The organism is Chitinophagales bacterium, from assembly GCA_017303835.1.
GTDB lineage: Bacteria > Bacteroidota > Bacteroidia > Chitinophagales > Chitinophagaceae > JAFLBI01.
In genome coordinates, this window is sequence record JAFLBI010000001.1 from 1,099,443 (window position 1) to 1,119,617 (window position 20,175).

The window sequence follows — 20,175 nt, forward strand, 5'->3', positions numbered from 1 at the left end:
GCTTAGCGAATGACTTTAGGCGGAATCTGAATCAGGAAACCAATACCCAGTAAGCTTTTCACCTGCAGACCCGGAGATTTTTTCTGCGGACCAAACAATCTTACATCATCATCATAGATGAGGTCGAGATTATAGGTTGCCGACAACAACTTATTGATCTTGAAAGAAAGCACGTTGGTCATGAAGATATCTATGTTCTGCGGATTGTTCTGATAGTTAGAGAACAAGTCGAGCCTCGCTTTATACACAATGTTCTTTGCAATCGTGTTATTGTAGTTGGCCGATGCAAAAGCACCCAGCTCACTCACAGAACTCTTTCCGGCAGGTACCCCGTACAAACCAAGCTTGTTGAGTCTGCTATTGGCCACAATCACCCAACGAGAAGTGATAGGCGAAAGGAATAAAGAGAACTTAGTGCTGCGTTTGTAATCAAAACCCACGGAGAAGAGCACATAAGCCGGAGCCAATAATGAAGAAGTAAAATTGGGAATATTGTTGCTGAAGGTATAACCATCAAAAAACTGAGAACGGAAATTGAACAGTCCGGTTAAATACCATTTCCCGGTTGTATCTACTTTATAACCGTACTTGGAAAGGAAATCGAAACGGTCGTCATTCTTTCTACCGCCAAGACTGGTTGTTTGTACAAAACCAAGGTTTACGTCCAGGTTATTATCCCAGGTATGCCTTTCGTGCTTGAAAAATGTGAAATAGTTGAGGTAAAGATTCGCGGCCAGCGAAAAATTATCACCACCCGCAGCCCAGTTACTAAGTGAACCCTGAGCCAGAGAACTACTGAAAACGCCCCCCTTTTTCCAACGCCAGGTTGTGGTATCGGCATCTTTCTTAATTGACCTGTCTGTTTCTTTACGGAGTCTTAAAACCGCAATATCCTGAGCTTCAACAGTTTGCATTGCTATCAGCAGTACCACTGCCAGCAGCGTTTGTTTCATCGTGGTTGTTTTGAACAAATGTAAAACCCGCAGGGTTTTATTCCAAGAATCAATACTGCCAAACTGGCATTTATGAGTAGTTTATCTGTATTTTTGCAAGCTAATTTTTGAACCAATGGATATGCTGGAAATCGCTTCTAAAGTGCACGATGAACTGCGTCAAGGTGAAGCGTATGCACCTGAAAGCAGTGATGCGCGCCCTTTCAAAAAGCGTTTTTACATAGAGAGTTATGGCTGTCAGATGAATTTCAGCGACAGCGAGATTGTGGCTTCCATTCTGAATGAGGAAGGTTTTGGCGCTACGCGGAATTTCGCTGAAGCGGATCTGGTACTTTTAAACACCTGCTCTATCCGCGAAAAAGCCGAACAAACTGTCAGAAAACGCTTGACTGAGTTCCGGAAAGTGAAAGAGAGCCGCCCGGGTATGCTGATCGGCGTATTGGGCTGCATGGCAGAGCGTCTGAAGAGCAAATTGCTGGAAGAAGAGAAACTCGTTGATATCGTTGTAGGCCCTGATGCATACCGCACCCTGCCCGGATTGATTGAAGAGGCTGAAACCGGACAAAAAGCTGTGAACGTATTACTGAGCCGTGAAGAGACTTATGCAGACATCTCCCCTGTTCGTCTGGATAGCAATGGCATTACTGCATTTATCTCCATCATGCGTGGCTGCAACAATATGTGCAGTTTCTGCGTGGTACCCTTTACACGTGGCCGCGAACGCAGCCGCGATGCACATTCTATTCTTGCAGAAGCGAAGGACTTGTATGCACGAGGCTTTAAAGAAGTGACTTTATTAGGACAAAACGTAGATAGCTATTATTGGGTGGATGAAGCCAACAATGAAACAGTCACATTTGCCCGACTGCTGGAATTGGTTGCATTGGTAAGCCCAGATCTCCGTGTTCGTTTCAGTACTTCACATCCTAAGGATATTACGGATGAAGTACTGCATACCATGGCTAAGCACGAGAATATCTGCAAATACATTCACCTGCCTGTGCAAAGTGGCAATACACGTGTCTTGCAATTGATGAACAGAACCTATACCCGCGAATGGTATATGGCCAAAGTGGATCGCATCCGGGAGATCATGCCTGATTGTGGTATCAGCGCTGATATTATTGCCGGCTTCTGTTCAGAAACGGAAGAAGAACATCAGGACACCATTAGCATCATGGAATACAGTAAGTATGATATGAGTTATATGTTCTTCTACAGCGAACGTCCCGGCACATTGGCTGCTAAGCGCTATGCAGATGATGTACCTGAAGCAGTGAAGAAACGCAGACTGCAGGAAATTGTAGAAGTACAAAACAAATTATCGCTGGCCAGCAATCAAAAAGACCTTGGTAAAACATTCAAAGTGTTGATTGAAGGCAATAGCAAAAAAAGTGAGCAGGATTGGATGGGCCGTAATAGCCAGAACAAAGTCATTGTGTTCCCTAAGGAAACATACAATTTACAACCGGGCGATTATGCTTGGGTGAAAGTAACTGACTGCACACAGGCAACTTTATTGGGCAAGATCACAACAGCATAAGCAAAGTGAAGTAAGCAAAGGAGGTAAACATGGATTTGCAATCAATTAAAAACAGGTTTGGCATCATCGGTAATGCACCGGCTCTTAACCATGCACTGGATACAGCGGTGCAGGTAGCAGCAACGGATCTTACGGTATTGATCGTGGGTGAAAGCGGTGTTGGTAAGGAAGTGTTTTCGCAAATCATCCATGCCCTCTCTTCGCGCAAGCACAACCCATTTATTGCCGTTAACTGTGGCGCTATTCCGGAAGGCACCATCGACTCTGAATTATTCGGTCACGAAAAAGGTGCATTCACAGGCGCTGTGGATAGCCGAAAAGGTTATTTCGAAACCGTGAATGGCGGTACCATTTTTCTGGATGAAATTGGTGAAATGCCACTGGGTACGCAAGCACGTTTGTTGCGTGTACTCGAAACAGGTGAATTCATCCGCGTAGGTTCTTCTAAAGTGCAGAAGACCGATGTACGCGTAATTGCAGCAACCAACCGCGAACTGCTGGATTTTACGCAAACCGGTAAGTTCAGACAAGACTTGTATTATCGCCTCAGCACAGTGCCCATTCGTGTGCCAGCATTGCGCGATAGAAAAGAAGATATTCCCCTACTCTTTAGAAAATTCGTCATTGATTTTTCTGAGCGCTATAAAACTTCACCAATTTATCTGGACGAGTCTGCACGCCAATTGCTGGTGGAGCATCTCTGGCCGGGCAATGTGCGTGAGTTGAAAAATATTGCTGAACAAATCTCAGTGCTGAGTAATAAGGAAACCATCAGTGCAGTTGATTTGCGCCGCTTTCTGCCGGAGAAAACCATGAACAGATTACCGATGCTGGCCCCACACCAAAATGGCAGCACAGGCGAGTTTGCTAATGAGCGAGAGATTCTCTACAAGCTGTTCTTCGACATGAAGAAGGATGTAACCGAGCTCAAGAAAATGTTTGTAGAAATTTTACAAAATCCTTCTTTAGCCGGAGCAGCAGCGCAGTTTACGCAAGAGTCTTTACTACATGATTTTCCTGCTGGAACAGATTTCAGCACCCATACACCAGCCCCTGCCCCTGTCTATGCAACACCGCAGATTGTACCTACTGGTCAACAACCTGTTTTATTGCATGAACACGATATTCAGCACCACGAAGAAGTAGAAGAATCACTGAATATTATGGACAAGGAAAAGGAACTGATTGAGAAAGCACTGAAAAAGCATAAGGGCAAACGCAGAGATGCCGCACTGGATCTGGGCATTAGTGAACGCACCTTGTACAGAAAACTGAAAGAATACAATATTGAAGAATAGTTTCAACTAAGCAAAGAGACACATGCAGCGATACAAAAAGATATGGTGGTTGGGCAGCCTGCTGATTTTACTCAGCGCCTGTAAGATCTATTCTTTCAAGGATGTGAGTATTCCGCCAGATGTAAAGACCATCAAGATTGGTTTCATTGAAAACAGAGCCCGGTACATCAACCCGCAGTTGAGTCCAAGACTAACAGACAAACTTCAACAGAAGATTGCCAACCAAACCAAGCTTACGAGAACCAATAATGATGATGCCCATTATCAAATCAGCGGGTATGTATCCGACTATTCGGTGAGCACTACCAGTATTACCAGCACACAGGCGGCAACCAACCGTTTATCTGTAAGTGTGCACATCACACTACGCAAAACTTTAGAAAATAAATCGGAAGAATTTGATATCACCCGCAACTTCGATTTTGCAGCGTCTTTATCACTGCAGCAGGCCGAAGCCCAATTGCTGGAAGAAGTGGTAAGAAACACCACTGACGAAATTTTCAACAGGATATTCTCAAACTGGTAAGCAAGTTGTACTTTTAAGCGCATGAATGCCCTCTTTCAAAAAACCCTGTTTCATTTAACCGGTAAGACTGATGTTGATTCATCAGCATTATCCGAATTGGAACAGCTGGTAAAAGAGCATCCCTACTTCAGTCCGGCTCAATTGATGTTGACCAAAAAACTCAAGGAGACCAACGACCCATCCTATTTCAACAAGTTGCATCAATTGGCGCTGTATTTCCCCAATACTTCTTGGCTGCAATATCTACTGAATAGTCAGTCACCAGCCAAAGATGCTATTGATGAAGTACTCAATACTGCTGCTTTCATGCCGGCAACCAGTCAGACAGCAATTATTGAACCCAGTAATGATACACCCGTTGCGCCTGTTTTCCACATGCCTGTTCCAGAGCCATCTATCGCGGCTCCTGTCCAGGAAACCATAGTAGCAAATGCGCCTGAGCCAGATAATTCCTGGCAGGCACCTGAACACACCCCACAGGTTGAAACATCTACTACGTCAATTACAAAAATATCCATTCACGAGGAAGTGCCTGTTTTTGACCCTTACCCCAGTTTTGAAGAAGAAACACCTGCAGCACCAGCTCCTTCGGTAGTACCTGATCAAGGGGGCATGGTTATTCCAACCATTGAAGATGTAAAACAGCTGCTGGATCAACGTTTTCAAACTACGGATACTGCTAAGGCCAATAATATTGCTGATTTACCCAGTTATGAAGCACCCAGATTCACTGAAAACAGCTTCAAAGAGGAAATCCCCTTCCCTGCAGCACTGACAGTTGATGCAGAAGAGTCTGCGAAGGAAAAAATCAAATCCATTCTTGCAGGCCAGGTAGCCGAGTTCAACAAGCCAGTTACTGAAGAAGATGTGCTGCCCATTAGCACAGAACCCTTCCATACAGTAGACTATTTCGCCTCACAGGGCATTAAAATAGATTTGACCAAGATTCCACAGGACAAGCTCACGGTTCAGCTACGAAAATTCACAGATTGGCTGAAGTATATGCGTAAAGTGAGCCCAAGCCCAACAGATTTGGGTACAGATCCTGCACAGGAGTCTAAGGTGCAAACCATTGCCCAGCATTCCAATGAGGCTAAGGAAGTACTCACTGAAGCAATGGCAGAAGTACTGGAAAAGCAAGGACAACCTGAAAAAGCCATCCAGATCTACATAAAACTTAGTTTTTTATATCCTGAGAAATCCGCTTACTTTGCGGCCAAAATTCAACAACTTAAAGGCATTTAACAATGGCGATTCTTTTTTTGATATTGACGGTGGTGGCTGCAGCTGCGCTTGGTTTTGTGATCCTGGTTCAAAACCCCAAAGGTGGTGGACTGGCAGGTAATGTGGGCGGCATCAGCAACCAGTTCATGGGTGTGAAGCAAACAACAGATGTTCTGGAAAAAGGTACTTGGTTGTTTGCCGGTATCATTGCCCTGCTTGCTTTATTCAGCAGCGTATTGCTGAAAGGCACAGCTACCGTATCTACTGAAGACAACCTATTGGAAAAAGTGAATACCAACGCTCCTGCCGCAGCACCTGCAAATACAGTACCGATGACCACACCGGCTAAACCTGCAGACAGCGTTAAGAAATAACCGACGATAAAAGTTTCTGAAAGCCCCGTCCGCAAGACGGGGTTTTTGTTTTATTTTGATCTCATGAAAAAAGTCCTGTTGCTTACCGGATTGGTTGCTGTAGTGTTAATCGCGATACTCTTTGTGCCAGCCACCAAGTTTGATACACCGAAAGCAGCTTTCATCCTGGAAGCTGGAGAGAACAATACTGCTGCAGCCGTGCGCAAAATGCAGGACCTCGTGCGCTTTCGCTGGGTGCTCAGCCTTACGGGCGGAATCCTTGGTGTAGACGAACACCTCAAGCCCGGTAAGTTTGAATTGAAACAGGGACAAAACATCCTCAGCATTATCCGTCAACTACGCAACAACAAACAAGCAGAGACCAAGCTCATCGTAACCAAGTTGCGCACCAAAATGGATCTGGCGAGACTGATTGGTAAAAATTTTAAAGCTGATTCAGCCCAAGTGATGCAATTTCTACAAAGCAATGATTCACTGAAAGCATTTGGCGTTGATACCAATACAGCCATGACACTCGTCATACCCAATACTTACAGTTTTTACTGGAATACACCACTCAACAATATCTTCAAAAAACTGGCCGCTGAAAAAGAACAGTTCTGGGCGAGCAATAACAGAAAGGAAAAAGCTGAAAAGCTTGGTTATACCCCTGAGCAAGTCTATACACTTGCTTCTATTGTAGAAGAAGAAACTATCCGCGATGATGAGAAGGGCAATATTGCCAGTGTTTATCTCAATCGCTTACGCATTGGTATGGAGATGGGTGCAGACCCCACGATCAAATTTGCCCTCAATGATTTTTCCATCAAACGTATTCTGGAAAAACACCTGAATGTGCAATCACCTTACAATACTTACCGCAACATTGGATTACCACCGGGACCCATTTGTACACCATCCATCGTAACCATTGACGCCACATTGAATGCACCCAAAACAGACTATTTGTTTTGCTGCGCCAAAGCAGACTTCAGTGGTTACCACAATTTCGCTGCTACTTACGAACAGCACCTGAAATATGCAGATGAGTACCAGCAAGAGTTGAATCGTATTGCCAAAGCAAAAGCACAAACAGCCACGAAGTGACCAAACTGGAACGCATCATTATTACCTGGCCGCCTATTGCTTTTCTGATTCGGAAAAGTAAGAAGCTTGTGTTGCCGGGGTTTCAGGGCGTTCCCTTGTATGATGTGGTGGTTTTCTTTTTCAAGCAGATCAATCGGGTTGGTTTAAATGAACGTGCTGCTGCTATCTCTTTCAATTTTATCATGGCCATACCGGCAGCCATGATCTTTATATTCACACTAGTACCCTATCTGCCTGTTGCAGCTGAATTCAAAGCACAATTACTGAAGCTGATCAAAGACCTTACACCCAATAAAGCCACTTCGCAACTCATCATCAGTTTTATTGATGATTTCTTCAAACCACGCAATGGCCTATTGTCATTTGTCTTTTTAATCACTTTGTTCTACGCGTCGAATGCCATGATTGGTATTGTACGCACATTCGATAGATCAATACAAGAAACCAAAGGCTATTTTCTGCATCAACGCTTGCGCGCTTTACGCCTTACTACCCTGTTAATTCTATTGTTGATTGCGAGTGTACTGATGCTAATCGGGCAAGAAGAATTAGCAGGCATCCTGAAGAATATTTTCCATATGCGCAAAAGAGCACGCATCCCTTGGTGGAATGGCGTACGCTACACCGTGATTCTGGCATTCTTGTTCTACGGGATCGCATTGATTTACCGCTATGGTCCATCAGTACACAAAAAATGGCCACTCGTCTCTCCAGGTGCGATCTTATCTACTTTCTTAATCTTGGCTACGACCATTATCTTCTCTTTTTGGGTCAATAATTTCGCTAATTACAATAAAGTCTACGGCTCCATTGGTACTGTACTGATTGTGATGCTCTTGATATATTTCAACTCGCTCATCCTACTCATTGGCTTTGAATTGAATGTGAGCCTCACCTACCTCAAACAACAGGTGCAGGCTAGAAAAGCACAGGAAAATCAGGCACCAACAAATCCTTAAAATGAGTTGAGCGGTTTGGCGGAAATAATGGTTTTCCCGAAATTGATTCTTCTAAACTGCAAACAAATGAAAAGACTTTTCCTCACCTCCTTATTGGCTACTGCATTGCTCGTAGCGCAAGCTCAAACATCCATAGCTGTTGGCAGCAACGCCCCCATGCTGGAGCAAGCCATGAAAGATATCTCCGGAAAAATGATTTCTGTGAAAGATGCCATGAAACAAAATGGTGTATTGGTGATGTTTAGTTGCAATACCTGCCCCTATGTAATCAAGAACCAAAGCAGAACAAAAGAGATTGCAGCATTTGCCAAAGCCAATAATATCGGCATCATCCTACTCAACAGCAACGAAGCCCAACGTGGCGGTGACGATTCCTTTGCGGCCATGCAACAATATGCTAAGGATCAACAGTACGATTTCCCATATGTGGTAGATGCCAATCACCAGCAGGCCGATGCTTATGGTGCCACGCGTACACCGGAATTATTCTTACTGGATGCACAAGGCAAACTGGTATACAAAGGCGCTATTGATGATTCCCCCGCTGATATCAATAACGTGAAAAGAGTGCATGCCAAAGAAGCGATTACAGAATTGGTGGGCGGCAAATCCGTTTCCATCAAAGAAAGCCGATCCGTAGGCTGCAGCATCAAGAGAAAAAATTAAGTTTAACCACGCTACGGCGTGGTTTTTTATTACTGCCTTTATACAGACCGTATCTTTAATGCTCAATTTTTTATATGCGTAAATTCTTGTTGGGCTTATTGATTGTATCAATGATACAAGCACAGGCGCAAACACCGATGATCACCCCTGTACCTGTGTCTATGCAAATACAGAATGGCCAGGCTTTTAAATTGAATCAGCAAACCCAGATTGTGGCTGATCCTTTTTTTGCAGCTCAAGCCTCTTATTTGCAAGCAGCCATTCAAGAGCAGACAGGATTATCATTGAAGATTGGTAAAAAGAGCAGTCCTGCATCACAGATTCAGCTGGTGAAAACAGCAGCAGGTGCACAACCAGAAGCTTATCAAGTACAAATAGCACAAAATAATATTGTACTCAGTGCAGCAGATATCCGTGGTATCGTGAACAGCATACAATCTTTATTACAATTACTACCCTTACAAAAGACCGCTACTGTATCCATTCCTGCCCTCAACATCACAGACTATCCGCGTTTTGCTTACAGAGGTATGCACTTAGATGTGGTACGACATTTCTTTCCGGTAGACTATATCAAGAAATACATCGACTATCTCACTTTTCATAAGTTCAACACGTTTCACTGGCACTTGACTGATGATCAAGGTTGGCGTATTGAAATGCATTCCTATCCAAAACTCAATAGCATCGGCTCTTGGCGCGATTCAACATTAATAGGCCACTTTAAAGACACACCCGCGCGCTATGAGCGTGTGCGTTATGGTGGTTACTACACCAAAAAGGAAATCAAGGAAGTGATTGCTTATGCCAACATACGCGGCATCACCATCATTCCTGAGATTGATATTCCCGGTCATAGTAGAGCTACCATTACAGCTTATCCTGAATTCAGCACAGACCCCAATAACAAATGGGGCGTTGCAGCTACCTGGGGTATGTATAACCGACAAAACAATGTGCTCGCACCCAACCCAAAAACTTTTGCGTTTTTAAGAGCTGTATTTCATGAACTGGCAGATTTGTTTCCATCACCGTATATCCACCTTGGTGGTGATGAATGTAGTAAACTCTGGTGGAAGCAAAGTGCAGAAGCTCAGGCTTTCATCAAAGCCAATAACCTGAAAGATGAATTTGGGTTACAGACTTATTTTATTCAGCAAGTGAGCAAATACTTAGCAGAGAAAGGCAGAAAAGTAATTGGCTGGCATGAGATCATGGAAGGCAAACTGGATACTTCCACCATTGTGATGAACTGGGGCAATGATGCAAAAGCTGTGGAAGCGGCAGAGAAAGGCTATGCGATTATCATGACACCGGGTAAACCTTATTATTTCGATCATTACCAATCCAAGGATCCAAAAGACAGTCTGGCTATTCATGGGTACAACCCCTTGGAAGCTGTTTATCTCTATGAACCTGTTCCTGCAGGAGTGCGTAAAAAAGGTTTATCAGCGAAGATCATGGGCGGACAAGCCAATGTTTGGACAGAATATATGGGCTATACAACCAAAGTTGATTATATGGTTTTTCCGAGAATGACAGCAGTGAGTGAAACGCTATGGTCGCAGCCGGAAAAAAAGAATTACAATGATTTCGTGAATCGTGTAAAGACAAGCATAATACCCAGATACCAATTCTGGAACAGTTCCTGGTTTCCTGATTTTGAAAAATGGCGTAAAGAATAAACAGCTTACTCCAGCATTTCGAGTAAAGCCAACTTGAGCTTTTCCTCCGGCAATTGCTGGCCATAAAACTTGCGGAATTTCTTTTTGTTATTCACCAAAACTGTGGCGGGTATCGCGCCCTGCCAGCTTAGGTCTATTTTGGGACAGAAGTAGTCAGCATTTGTCTCATCCAACCAAACGATCCTGGATTGATAGCCATTCTTTTTAGCAAACTCCTGAATGCCTTTTGGATAATCTTCGGGGAAGTCGAGACTCACCAGTACCAAGCGCACTTTCTTATCCTTTAAAGCAGCAACTGATTTTTCAAACCAAGGGATCTCTTGTACACAAGGCTTACACCAGCTGGCCCAGAAGTTGACCACCAAGGGTGTGGTAGCCGTATCCATCATTTTCAAGACATCATAAATCTTGACCTTTCTGATGGCTTGTGCCTCGGCAATTTGTGCACAAATAGCAATACAGCAAAACAGCAGCAGCTTTTTCATAGCAGCAATTTACAGATCATCTGTTTCATGAAAACCCCATTCTTGCAATAATTGTTGTCTTTGCGTAACGGGAAGCGAAGCCTGATCATAATGCCCTGCCGCTGCTTTTTGTCGGTACGCTTCGTAAATAGACACCGCGCAAGCAACAGAGATATTCAGGCTTTGGATAATACCCATTTGTGGGATGATGAAATTACCATCGGCCATTTGTCTGATCTCATCGCTCACCCCTGCATGTTCATTACCAAAGACCAATGCCACTGGTTGAGTGAAATCAATCTCATACAGACTTCTGGCATCAGATGATAAATGGGTAGTGAGGATCAATGGAAATCTTTCACGCAAGGCCTGAAAACAGTCAGTAGCATCTTCAAACTGATGCACCGTAAGCCACTTAGCCGCACTACTGCTACTCTTAGCACCAAACTTTTTGTGTCGGGGAATTTTTGTATTGAGGATATAGATATCCTGAATGCCCACCGCATCGCAGGTACGCATGACTGCAGATATATTGTGCGGATCTTGCACATTCTCCATCACCACTGTGAGGTTAGCCTGACGGCGATTGAGTACACGCAATAGCTTTTCAGTACGTTCTGGTGTCATGCCGCAAACTTAGTATAAAGCAGATGAAGGATGCACCTAAAAGCTGTCTAAACTACCTGATAACTTGTTTGGTTCTTTTCCCCTTGCTTTTTAATCAGTTTCTTTTGAACTGCTAGCTGTAGATCCCGGCTCGCGGTAGCAGAAGATACCGTTTTAAAATAAGCCATATAGTCTTTGCGTGTAAATGACCGAACGCCACTTGTTAGAAAAAGACCAATCCTTTCTAGGCTCGAAATAGGGCCGGTTCTTTCTTTAAGTAATTCGTCTAAAGCATTACGCAAGATACCTAGCATGAATACGATAAAATAAGTTGATTCCCCTCGCTTATCACTGATAGACAATGCCTGATAATATTCTTGCTGATGCTTACTGATGAGGGTTTCGAAAGGTAAATACTCAAATACAGGATATTGCTGCATCAAAATTAAAGTCTGCCAAAGACGCCCCATACGTCCGTTACCATCAGCAAATGGATGAATAAACTCCACTTCATAATGGAATACACAGCTCTTAATCAAGATCGCTTCCTCGTCGTTACGCAGGTATTGAAACAACTGCTTCATTAAAACAGGCACTTGTGCTGCAGGAGGTGCCAAATGCGCAATAGCTTGTCCCTTTACAATACCTACACCAGACTGCCTGTATTTTCCGGGATATTTGACCAATCCCTGCATCAATGTTTTGTGTGCTGAAAGAAAGACTTTCTCTGTATAAGGATGATATTTACTCAATTGTGCATAGACCTGAATTGCGTTGTTCACCTCAGCGATATCTTTCGGCGGACCAATAACCCGTTTTTTGTCAAGAATAGCTGTTACCTGATCAATAGCTAAAGTATTACCCTCAATGGCAAGTGATGCCTGTATAGTTCTAATTCTATTTTGCTTTCTTAATTCAGGTGACTGCTTAGTTAAGAATGAAGCATTGACTTCGCCAATTTTATGGGCAACTTCACTGACCAAATTCAGTATCTGGCTTGATATGGTGTAGGGCGGCTTCAATTGATAGTATCAAATGATACTATCAAAAATATGATAATCTATTTGATAAAACTGTCATAAATACTATTACAGATGAAAACCGGTACTAATGCCCTTTTGACTCAGCCTTATTCGGATCGCGATGATCATAGCTCAAAACCTCTTTAAGTAACCACTCACCTTTTTCCAATACATACAGGTGGGTAAATCTGGCCCTGCTGGTATGCTGATCGGGCTTATTCCTTTCTCGTATGTAGAAATCATGTACACCTGTTTGTAAAGCCGCATAGAGCACGCCATTATTGTACATAGGAAATACTTCCAGGCTTTCCTTTACAACTTTTCGAATGGGTTTACGGGTACTGTCGCCACAAATATTATTTTTTACCGCTTCTATAAACTGTACACGGTTCTGTACCCCACCTTGGTCATGATAAAACACGATATCTGGATGAATGGCTTTATTCAGATACGCCAGATCACAAAGATTGAAACTACGCGCAAAGAAGATACTATCCTGCTTTTTCAAAGCCTGAAACAATTCGGAGGATTTGGCGACTTGCGCTTGTATTGAATGACCAATAAAAAACAGCAAAACGAAAAACAGCAATATCTTTTTCATGGGTTATTCCTGATGTTGAAGGGTTATGTACGGAAAGTTAGTTCAAATCAGGCTTAGCCCAGAATATCGCAGGATTATTGGTTTTGTAATTTGTAAAAACTACCCCAGTTGTAGTATTGGTTTGAGTCTTTTGTTGTGGTAGCTGCGCTAATCCGTCTAATGGCAGCAACTCCACATAACTCACTTGCTTACCGCTTTTCCAAGTCTCTGTATCGTACTCACTTACTAAGGGTGTTTGTAAACGATACAAGTTCTTGGCCATATACTGTTCAAGATAGTTTTCTTTGGTTTGCAAACTACCCCTGTTCCAATTGGCATCTGCATTCAAGATCAAAGGCTTGCCCTGAATCAGTCTTTCCCTTACTTCTTGTATGCCCAAGAGTTGTCCCTTTTCATCCATCACATAGGCATCGAATGTAGGGTCGATCCAAACCCATTTATCTAACTGCCTGCTGAAAACCATATTGATCACATGACAATCATCGAACTGGGTTTCTTTAGGCATACAGGTGATATATCGTGATCGTATACCCAGCGACAAATAACATTCATTTAAAATAGTGGCCAGCATTCTGCAATTCACGCCCCTGTTTTCCTGCTTACACACTTTGATGAGGTCAATGGCATTTTTCAGCGTAGGATTGTTTGAATTGCCATCATGCTTTATCAGATTATGCACCCAATGCATAAGGTTGAAAATTTTGGAGAGTTCACTCCCATTGCCGGCGATAGAGTCTAATCTCAAATCCCGCCTGATTCTTTGCAGATTGGTATCGCTGGCCGACTGATAACTAAACTTAGGTACATATCGCTGATCGTTTACATCATAAGCTGCAGCAGCTTTTAACATGTCTAATCTTGCAGGCTGATACATTATTTTGGTTCTTGCCGTGTCATTCCCATTCAGTACAAAGCAGAATTCATGAACAACACCCGGACCCAGTATAAAACTGATGGAATCCACATCTGTAATAAAGCTGAGTTTACCTGCGGAACTGGTGTAAGTATCTACTGCTTTACCCGGCACAATGCGCCAGGCATATTTGCGTAATTGCTGGTCTTCTTTGATGTGTACAAAAGCTGATTTAGCCTGTACAATGGGTAATGACTTTTGTGCCTTACCCAACTGAGCCAGGACCAAGAAATAGCTAAGGAATAATAATTTCGATTGCTTCATTAGGCGTGTGACGAAGCAGCAAGGCCTTTTGTTACAGGCTAACTAATTAATTTTAATCCTTGTATCAGCTATTTACACTGAGCAGGAAATTTTTTCAGATCAGCTTTTTGTTTAGTAGCAATAAATCGCTGACCGTTGAATAAATAGATTGTTGATGCAACTTGATACTTCTTTTTCGAACTATAATCACTGGAACAAGTGATATTGACAATATCCATTTTCTTATCACCATTCACATCTTCTAAATAAGAAATAGCGTTGCTAAATCCCTCCTCATCCCCATAGCTGGTTGCCAGATAGACGGTCTGTACTATTTTACCGGCTTTGATATCCCAGACAAATAATTGGGAGGATGTAGATATTTTATCGTCTGATCCAAACATGAGCAATCCAATTGTATTATCGCTGATCTTGTATCGCTTACCAATCAAATAGTAATTTCCTCTGTCTAATTTTTTTACTTGTTTATCTGCATCAACAAAATCGAACAATTCATACCTATTCTCTGGAAGTCTTTGCTCGCTAAACCCTTTTACCCTATTATTATTTAATCTGGCATCAATCATCAGCCGCTTAAAACTTGTTTCCTCAAATAGGCTTAATACACTAGTGTCTTTTACGGGCGGCAGTTTATAGGGAATATTGGTAGCAGCTTGCTTAAAACTGTAACTCGCTATCAGGCAGCAGCAGCCTAGTAACTTAAGGATTGGTTGTAGTTGCATTGAGTAGGATTTTACACGTTACCTTAAATATCTGAAATCTTGGGTAGATTATATTGTTTCAACTAATCTAATGTTAAAACCTACAGCAGGCCAGTATTGATAAAATTGTATGCTGCTTATCATAAAAAGTCAGCATGTTCATGCAAGCGCAGTGACATCACTTTCAATTGAGAAAACAGGCAAAAAAAAGGATTGACAATCAATTATATGTCAATTTTATTTTACTTTATGTAAAGTTTATTTGTCTTTTTGATAAACATACTTTACATTTGTAAAAAAATCAAACACCATGTCACACAAACTACTCTTACCCAATAAATACAAACTGATTGGATGGTTTCTGCTGATTCCTTCTACCATATTGGGGATCTACCTAAGCTTCAACAACTTCAACGGCTTCGATATCACCGTAAAAACATTCAGCCTCTTTAGTGATGAATTATTTGGCAAGACTAAATTCCTAACCTTTGTCCAAGCAGATTTAACCAATACGATTGTTGGTGTATTGTTTATTATTGGCGCATTGATGGTGAGCTTTTCTAAGGAAAAGAATGAGGATGAATTTATCGCTAACCTTAGATTGTCTTCTTTACTCTGGGCTGTTTTGGTAAATTATTTCTTACTACTGATTGGCTTTCTTTTTATTTACGACCTAGCATTTATCAATGTAATGACATACAATATGTTTACCGTGCTCATCATTTTTATTATTCGTTTCAATTATATCCTATACAAAAACAATAAAATGGTGTCAGATGAAAAATAATATCAAAGTTGAAAGAGCCATCAAAAATCTGACACAAGAAGAGCTGGCGAACCAAGTTGGCGTAAGCAGGCAGACCATTAATGCCATGGAGGCCAATAAATATGTACCCTCTACTGTGCTAGCGTTGAAAATTGCTAAAGTGTTTAATAAGTCAGTTGAGGATATCTTTATACTTGAAAAAGGTGATTAGCGACAGTGTTTACTATAAGAACAGTAGTAGTAAAATAAATAATGAGAAACAATACTTTATGGGCTAATATTATCTATATAACCCTATTCTTATACCAAAAGGCCTGCACCTTCCAGCGCAAGCCTATTAAATCATTATTCAATCAACAATAAAAAATAATCAATAGCCAATCATCAATCTCTATCCCATCTTCTATTTCTACCACGGTCATGTTTATCACGACGGTCTCTGCGGTCGTCATCATACCAACCATTGTGTCGACCACGATCATGTCGCCAATCATCTCTATCACGATACACCATTACCGAAGGCGCATACCTTCTGTGGTAGAAATCATACCTACTCCATGGATTGGGTTCATTGATGATAATCTTTCGTGCACCGTACAAATCAAACCCACGATACCATCCAGGTAAAGCATTGCTAAAGCACCAGCGACCTCTGTCGAGATACACAAATTGTCTACCACGCAAATCATAAAATGCATCGATATCAGGCAAGAAATAATAATCAGCCCGACTTACACCGGGTACGCCCCAAGCAGGTGCACCAATACGAATGTTCAAGCTAATTTGAGCGTTTGTTGTTTCCGTTGCAGCAAGGGTGCCTGTTATCAGGACGAGTAGTAGGTACTTTTTCATAACGGATGTTTTATATCCATTAGAATTCCAATACCGTGCCAGAATTACTAGCTATTTGTTAAATGGTTAGTTGGATGCCCAGCCCCGGCGCTTCTGTTACACGCACGTGGCCGTTATCATAGATTAGTCCTGTAGCAATATCTTCAGCCAACAAAAGCGGACCGTCCACATCTACATGATCTAATTGCGGCATACAATGCGCAATAGCTGCAGAACCAACTGTGTGTTCATTCATGCTTCCCATCATCACTTGCAAACCCAATCCCCTTGCTTCTTTGATCATGCGCAAAGCAGGTGTAATACCGCTACACTTTGTCAACTTAATATTGATACCATGAAAATGCCCCGCACATTTTTTCACATCATGCTCTGAAACACAACTCTCATCTGCAAACAAAGGAATGCTTGATTGCGCATACAAAATCTTCATGCCTTCCCAATTGTCTTTTGAAAGCGGTTGTTCAATCATGTCAACACCCAATGCTTTCAATGCAGGTATCAATTGCAAAGCCTGCTCTACCGTCCAGCCTGCATTTGCATCTACACGAATCGCCGCATCGGTTTCGGCACGCAGTGCTTTGATGATGGCAATATCATCTGGTGTACCCAGTTTTACTTTGTACACCGGCCAAGGCTTTTCTTTGAGCTTGGCCACCATGGTGGGAACATCCGCAATACCGATGGTATAATCTGTTACAGGTGTATTCGTCCACTCTGTTTGCCAAAGGCGATACAGTGGCTGCCCCTTCATCTTGCCAATCAAATCCCATGCAGCTATATCCAAAGCACAAACCAGAAAAGGATCATTGGGTAACAAATGATGCAGGTAATGCCAGTATCGTTCCGGTTCTGTAAAAGCAAATTTTTCGATCATCTTGCGCTTGGCTTCGATGGTTTCAATCATGCTTTCTACCGTTACATTGTAATACGTAATCGCCGGTGCTTCGCCATAGCCCATCCAATTGCCCAATTGCAGGGCAACCAATAAAGATGGCTGGTGTGTTTTTGTTCGGCCGCCGGAGATGGTAAAGGGATAACGGAAGGGTAATTCCGTTTTACGGTAATACAATTGCACAGGTAAATATTTTAGGCAAAAATAATCCCCGCAGTGTTGCGGGGATGTTTTTTATACGTTGGCGTTTTCTTCTGTTTCGGATCGCTTCAGTGTGAATGTGAGTTTACCGTTTTCCTTATCCAAGCCGGCAATCAGCACATCACCTTGCTTCACGTTCATATTCAGGATTTCTTCTGCTAAAGGATCTTCCAAATGCTTCTGAATAGCTCTGTGGAGCGGACGAGCACCAAACTGTACATCATAACCCTTATCGGCAATAAAGTCCTTGGCTTCGTCTGTCAGCTCCAGTGAGAAGCCCAGATTACCCAGTCGCTTGGTAACACCCTTCATGAGGATGTTGATGATCTCATGGATATTCTCCTTGCTCAGAGAATTGAAGATGATCACATCATCAATACGGTTCAGGAATTCAGGCGAGAATGTGCGCTTGAGCGCTTTTTCAATCACGGCCTTATTGTTTTCTTCCTGATTCTGAATACGCGCAGCTGTAGCAAAACCCACACCATCACCAAACTCCTTCAACTGACGTACACCAATGTTTGAAGTCATGATGATCAGAGTATTCTTGAAATCTACTTTACGGCCCAAACCATCTGTAAGCTGTCCATCATCCAATACCTGCAACAAAATATTGTAGATATCTGGGTGCGCTTTTTCGATTTCATCCAGCAGGATAACGCTGTAAGGTTTGCGGCGTACTTTTTCAGTCAACTGTCCGCCTTCTTCATAACCCACATAGCCGGGAGGTGCACCTATTAAGCGACTTACAGTGAATTTCTCCATGTACTCACTCATATCGATACGGATGAGCGCATCCTCTGAATCGAACATATAGCGGGCCAGGGAGCGGGCTAATTCAGTTTTACCCACACCGGTAGGTCCAAGGAAAATAAACGTACCAATGGGCTTCTTAGGATCTTTCAGACCTACTCTGTTACGCTGGATAGCTTTCACCACTTTTAGAATGGCTTCATCCTGTCCTATCACCATACCACGCATGTCTTCCGACATTCTACGCAGTTTCTCAGTTTCGGCCTGAACCATACGCTTCACAGGAATACCCGTCATCATACTCACCACTTCTGCAATATGCTCTTCCGTGATAGGATAACGCGCATGCTTGCTCTCCTCTTCCCACTCAGCCTTTGCCTTCTCCAATTCTTCGCCCAATCGCTTTTCTGTATCACGCAGCGCAGCAGCTTCTTCAAAACGCTGGCTCTTGACTACCTTATTCTTTTCAACTTTTACTTCTTCAATCTTCTTTTCCAGTTCCAGGATACTCTCTGGCACATTGATGTTCTTTAAGTGCACACGGGCACCCACTTCATCCAATACATCGATTGCTTTATCCGGAAGCAGACGATCCGTCATATAACGATCACTCAGCTTAACGCAGGCCTGAATGGCTTCATCATCATAGCGTACGCTGTGGTAATCTTCGTACTTGGATTTGATATTTTCCAGAATCTGGATGGTTTCTTCCACACTTGGCGGATCAACAATCACTTTTTGGAAACGACGATCCAATGCACCATCTTTCTCGATGTACATACGGTATTCATCCAAAGTAGATGCACCAATGCACTGGAGTTCGCCACGGGCCAATGCAGGCTTGAAGATATTGCTAGCATCCAGCGAACCGCTGGCACCACCTGCACCAACTATCGTATGAATTTCATCAATGAAGAGAATCACATCTCTGTTCTTCTCCAATTCATTCATGATGGCTTTCATGCGTTCTTCAAACTGACCACGGTATTTGGTACCAGCAACCAAAGCTGCTAAGTCTAAACTGATCACACGCTTATCAAACAATACACGACTCACTTTGCGCTGCACAATGCGGAGGGCCAAACCTTCCACGATAGCAGTCTTACCCACACCAGGCTCACCGATGAGGATAGGGTTATTCTTTTTTCTACGAGAGAGAATCTGCGATACACGCTCTATCTCCGCTTCGCGACCAACAATTGGATCGAGTGTACCAGCTTCAGCTAAGCGGGTGATATCGCGACCGAAATTATCTAGCACAGGTGTTTTGCTCTTACCAGCTGCCTGCTTAGTGCCGCTACTCTTTTGCTGATAGCTACGCTTCTCTTCATCAAAATCATCTTCATTCTCATCAGCGAATTCACTGCGTGGATTCGGATTGGTAGTTCCTACCATGCCCAGCTCGTTGCGGAACATATCATAGTCCACATCAAACTGATTGAGTATTTGAGTAGCAATATTCTCCTTGTTCTTGAGAATACTCAGCATCAGGTGTTCTGTTTCAACAAGCGGACTCTTCAAAGCCTTGGCTTCAAGTACGGTTACGCGAATAACTTTCTCGGCTTGTTTGGTGAGGGGCAGACTATTGATATTGGCAATATTCTTGCCGGTCTTATCCTTCACAGCCAATTCTATTTCTTTACGCAGTTCGTACAAATCAACATTGAGATTTTTGAGGACTTTGATAGCGGTATTATCGCCGTCGCGAATCAGCCCCAGCAGCAGATGCTCTGTGCCAATGAAGTCATTTCCAAGCCTTAACGCTTCCTCCCTGCTGAACGAAATGATCTCCTTTACTTGAGCGGAAAAATTATTATCCATTGGGT

The 20,175-nt window shown here is 42.8% G+C and carries 21 protein-coding genes; 11 read left to right on the forward strand and 10 right to left on the reverse strand.

Annotation, left to right across the window (positions count from 1 at the left end):
• Window positions 1-2 precede the first annotated feature (2 nt).
• Window positions 3-953 (reverse strand): DUF3078 domain-containing protein, encoded by a 951-nt coding sequence (locus J0L83_04985; protein ID MBN8663903.1) that lies wholly within the window; start codon window positions 951-953, stop codon window positions 3-5.
• Between the two features lie 121 nt (window positions 954-1,074).
• On the opposite strand from J0L83_04985, the gene miaB reads away from it, so the two are divergent.
• The 9 genes from miaB to J0L83_05030 all read left to right on the forward strand — a co-directional run bounded on the left by miaB (window position 1,075) and on the right by J0L83_05030 (window position 10,314).
• Window positions 1,075-2,496 (forward strand): tRNA (N6-isopentenyl adenosine(37)-C2)-methylthiotransferase MiaB, encoded by a 1,422-nt coding sequence (gene miaB / locus J0L83_04990; protein ID MBN8663904.1) that lies wholly within the window; start codon window positions 1,075-1,077, stop codon window positions 2,494-2,496.
• Between the two features lie 29 nt (window positions 2,497-2,525).
• On the forward strand, window positions 2,526-3,794 hold the full coding sequence (locus tag J0L83_04995; protein ID MBN8663905.1) for a sigma-54-dependent Fis family transcriptional regulator: 1,269 nt from the start codon (window positions 2,526-2,528) through the stop codon (window positions 3,792-3,794).
• 64 nt (window positions 3,795-3,858) lie between these two features.
• On the forward strand, window positions 3,859-4,320 hold the full coding sequence (locus tag J0L83_05000) for a hypothetical protein (protein MBN8663906.1): 462 nt from the start codon (window positions 3,859-3,861) through the stop codon (window positions 4,318-4,320).
• A gap of 21 nt (window positions 4,321-4,341) precedes the next feature.
• Window positions 4,342-5,565 carry a hypothetical protein gene (locus J0L83_05005; GenBank protein ID MBN8663907.1) on the forward strand — a complete coding sequence of 408 codons (1,224 nt, stop codon included), beginning with the start codon at window positions 4,342-4,344 and terminating at the stop codon, window positions 5,563-5,565.
• Between the two features lie 2 nt (window positions 5,566-5,567).
• Window positions 5,568-5,918, forward strand: a complete 351-nt coding sequence (gene secG, locus J0L83_05010; protein ID MBN8663908.1) for a preprotein translocase subunit SecG — start codon at window positions 5,568-5,570, stop codon at window positions 5,916-5,918.
• A gap of 63 nt (window positions 5,919-5,981) precedes the next feature.
• Complete coding sequence (gene mltG / locus J0L83_05015) at window positions 5,982-7,004, forward strand: endolytic transglycosylase MltG (GenBank protein MBN8663909.1); 1,023 nt, start codon at window positions 5,982-5,984, stop codon at window positions 7,002-7,004.
• Entirely contained in the window at window positions 7,001-7,963 is a 963-nt protein-coding gene (locus J0L83_05020) for a YihY/virulence factor BrkB family protein (protein ID MBN8663910.1), read from the forward strand. Before mltG ends, J0L83_05020 begins: the two co-directional genes overlap by 4 nt.
• 66 nt (window positions 7,964-8,029) lie before the next feature.
• Window positions 8,030-8,629, forward strand: coding sequence for a thioredoxin family protein (locus tag J0L83_05025; protein MBN8663911.1), 600 nt, complete (start codon window positions 8,030-8,032; stop codon window positions 8,627-8,629).
• Between the two features lie 74 nt (window positions 8,630-8,703).
• Window positions 8,704-10,314 carry a beta-N-acetylhexosaminidase gene (locus J0L83_05030; protein ID MBN8663912.1) on the forward strand — a complete coding sequence of 537 codons (1,611 nt, stop codon included), beginning with the start codon at window positions 8,704-8,706 and terminating at the stop codon, window positions 10,312-10,314.
• A gap of 5 nt (window positions 10,315-10,319) precedes the next feature.
• Here the strand turns inward: J0L83_05030 and J0L83_05035 are convergent, their stop codons facing one another.
• The 6 genes from J0L83_05035 to J0L83_05060 all read right to left on the reverse strand — a co-directional run bounded on the left by J0L83_05035 (window position 10,320) and on the right by J0L83_05060 (window position 14,906).
• Window positions 10,320-10,799 carry a TlpA family protein disulfide reductase gene (locus tag J0L83_05035; protein ID MBN8663913.1) on the reverse strand — a complete coding sequence of 160 codons (480 nt, stop codon included), beginning with the start codon at window positions 10,797-10,799 and terminating at the stop codon, window positions 10,320-10,322.
• 9 nt (window positions 10,800-10,808) lie between these two features.
• Complete coding sequence (locus J0L83_05040; GenBank protein MBN8663914.1) at window positions 10,809-11,405, reverse strand: RNA methyltransferase; 597 nt, start codon at window positions 11,403-11,405, stop codon at window positions 10,809-10,811.
• A 47-nt stretch (window positions 11,406-11,452) separates the two neighbouring features.
• Complete coding sequence (locus J0L83_05045) at window positions 11,453-12,406, reverse strand: Fic family protein (protein MBN8663915.1); 954 nt, start codon at window positions 12,404-12,406, stop codon at window positions 11,453-11,455.
• Window positions 12,407-12,491: 85 nt separating this feature from the next.
• Complete coding sequence (locus J0L83_05050) at window positions 12,492-13,007, reverse strand: nuclear transport factor 2 family protein (GenBank protein MBN8663916.1); 516 nt, start codon at window positions 13,005-13,007, stop codon at window positions 12,492-12,494.
• 37 nt (window positions 13,008-13,044) lie between these two features.
• Window positions 13,045-14,184 (reverse strand): transglutaminase domain-containing protein, encoded by a 1,140-nt coding sequence (locus tag J0L83_05055; GenBank protein MBN8663917.1) that lies wholly within the window; start codon window positions 14,182-14,184, stop codon window positions 13,045-13,047.
• Window positions 14,185-14,252: 68 nt separating this feature from the next.
• Window positions 14,253-14,906, reverse strand: a complete 654-nt coding sequence (locus J0L83_05060) for a hypothetical protein (protein MBN8663918.1) — start codon at window positions 14,904-14,906, stop codon at window positions 14,253-14,255.
• Between the two features lie 289 nt (window positions 14,907-15,195).
• Between J0L83_05060 and J0L83_05065 the strand changes: the two genes are divergently transcribed.
• Complete coding sequence (locus J0L83_05065) at window positions 15,196-15,672, forward strand: hypothetical protein (protein MBN8663919.1); 477 nt, start codon at window positions 15,196-15,198, stop codon at window positions 15,670-15,672.
• The gene (locus J0L83_05070; protein MBN8663920.1) at window positions 15,662-15,862 is read left to right on the forward strand and encodes a helix-turn-helix transcriptional regulator; all 201 of its coding nucleotides are present in this window, start codon (window positions 15,662-15,664) and stop codon (window positions 15,860-15,862) included. The genes J0L83_05065 and J0L83_05070 overlap by 11 nt, the downstream gene beginning before the upstream one ends.
• A gap of 173 nt (window positions 15,863-16,035) precedes the next feature.
• On the opposite strand, the gene J0L83_05075 is transcribed toward J0L83_05070, so the two are convergent.
• The 3 genes from J0L83_05075 to J0L83_05085 are packed head-to-tail and all read right to left on the reverse strand — an operon-like array spanning window position 16,036 to window position 20,170.
• The gene (locus J0L83_05075) at window positions 16,036-16,503 is read right to left on the reverse strand and encodes a hypothetical protein (GenBank protein ID MBN8663921.1); all 468 of its coding nucleotides are present in this window, start codon (window positions 16,501-16,503) and stop codon (window positions 16,036-16,038) included.
• Between the two features lie 58 nt (window positions 16,504-16,561).
• Window positions 16,562-17,578, reverse strand: a complete 1,017-nt coding sequence (locus tag J0L83_05080) for a dipeptide epimerase (protein MBN8663922.1) — start codon at window positions 17,576-17,578, stop codon at window positions 16,562-16,564.
• A gap of 51 nt (window positions 17,579-17,629) precedes the next feature.
• Window positions 17,630-20,170, reverse strand: coding sequence for an ATP-dependent Clp protease ATP-binding subunit (locus J0L83_05085; protein ID MBN8663923.1), 2,541 nt, complete (start codon window positions 20,168-20,170; stop codon window positions 17,630-17,632).
• Between the last annotated feature and the right edge of the window lie 5 nt (window positions 20,171-20,175).

What these genes read in the sequence shown, in the direction of transcription:
- J0L83_05030 (MBN8663912.1), top strand. Translation starts at nt 8,704, where the DNA reads ATGCGTAAATTCTTGTTGGGCTTATTGATTGTATCAATGATACAAGCA.
- secG (MBN8663908.1), top strand. Translation starts at nt 5,568, where the DNA reads ATGGCGATTCTTTTTTTGATATTGACGGTGGTGGCTGCAGCTGCGCTT.
- J0L83_05050 (MBN8663916.1), bottom strand. Translation starts at nt 13,007, where the DNA reads ATGAAAAAGATATTGCTGTTTTTCGTTTTGCTGTTTTTTATTGGTCAT.
- J0L83_05065 (MBN8663919.1), top strand. Translation starts at nt 15,196, where the DNA reads ATGTCACACAAACTACTCTTACCCAATAAATACAAACTGATTGGATGG.
- miaB (MBN8663904.1), top strand. Translation starts at nt 1,075, where the DNA reads ATGCTGGAAATCGCTTCTAAAGTGCACGATGAACTGCGTCAAGGTGAA.
- mltG (MBN8663909.1), top strand. Translation starts at nt 5,982, where the DNA reads ATGAAAAAAGTCCTGTTGCTTACCGGATTGGTTGCTGTAGTGTTAATC.
- J0L83_04985 (MBN8663903.1), bottom strand. Translation starts at nt 953, where the DNA reads ATGAAACAAACGCTGCTGGCAGTGGTACTGCTGATAGCAATGCAAACT.
- J0L83_04995 (MBN8663905.1), top strand. Translation starts at nt 2,526, where the DNA reads ATGGATTTGCAATCAATTAAAAACAGGTTTGGCATCATCGGTAATGCA.
- J0L83_05060 (MBN8663918.1), bottom strand. Translation starts at nt 14,906, where the DNA reads ATGCAACTACAACCAATCCTTAAGTTACTAGGCTGCTGCTGCCTGATA.
- J0L83_05085 (MBN8663923.1), bottom strand. Translation starts at nt 20,170, where the DNA reads ATGGATAATAATTTTTCCGCTCAAGTAAAGGAGATCATTTCGTTCAGC.
- J0L83_05070 (MBN8663920.1), top strand. Translation starts at nt 15,662, where the DNA reads ATGAAAAATAATATCAAAGTTGAAAGAGCCATCAAAAATCTGACACAA.
- J0L83_05035 (MBN8663913.1), bottom strand. Translation starts at nt 10,799, where the DNA reads ATGAAAAAGCTGCTGCTGTTTTGCTGTATTGCTATTTGTGCACAAATT.
- J0L83_05005 (MBN8663907.1), top strand. Translation starts at nt 4,342, where the DNA reads ATGAATGCCCTCTTTCAAAAAACCCTGTTTCATTTAACCGGTAAGACT.
- J0L83_05075 (MBN8663921.1), bottom strand. Translation starts at nt 16,503, where the DNA reads ATGAAAAAGTACCTACTACTCGTCCTGATAACAGGCACCCTTGCTGCA.
- J0L83_05055 (MBN8663917.1), bottom strand. Translation starts at nt 14,184, where the DNA reads ATGAAGCAATCGAAATTATTATTCCTTAGCTATTTCTTGGTCCTGGCT.
- J0L83_05025 (MBN8663911.1), top strand. Translation starts at nt 8,030, where the DNA reads ATGAAAAGACTTTTCCTCACCTCCTTATTGGCTACTGCATTGCTCGTA.
- J0L83_05040 (MBN8663914.1), bottom strand. Translation starts at nt 11,405, where the DNA reads ATGACACCAGAACGTACTGAAAAGCTATTGCGTGTACTCAATCGCCGT.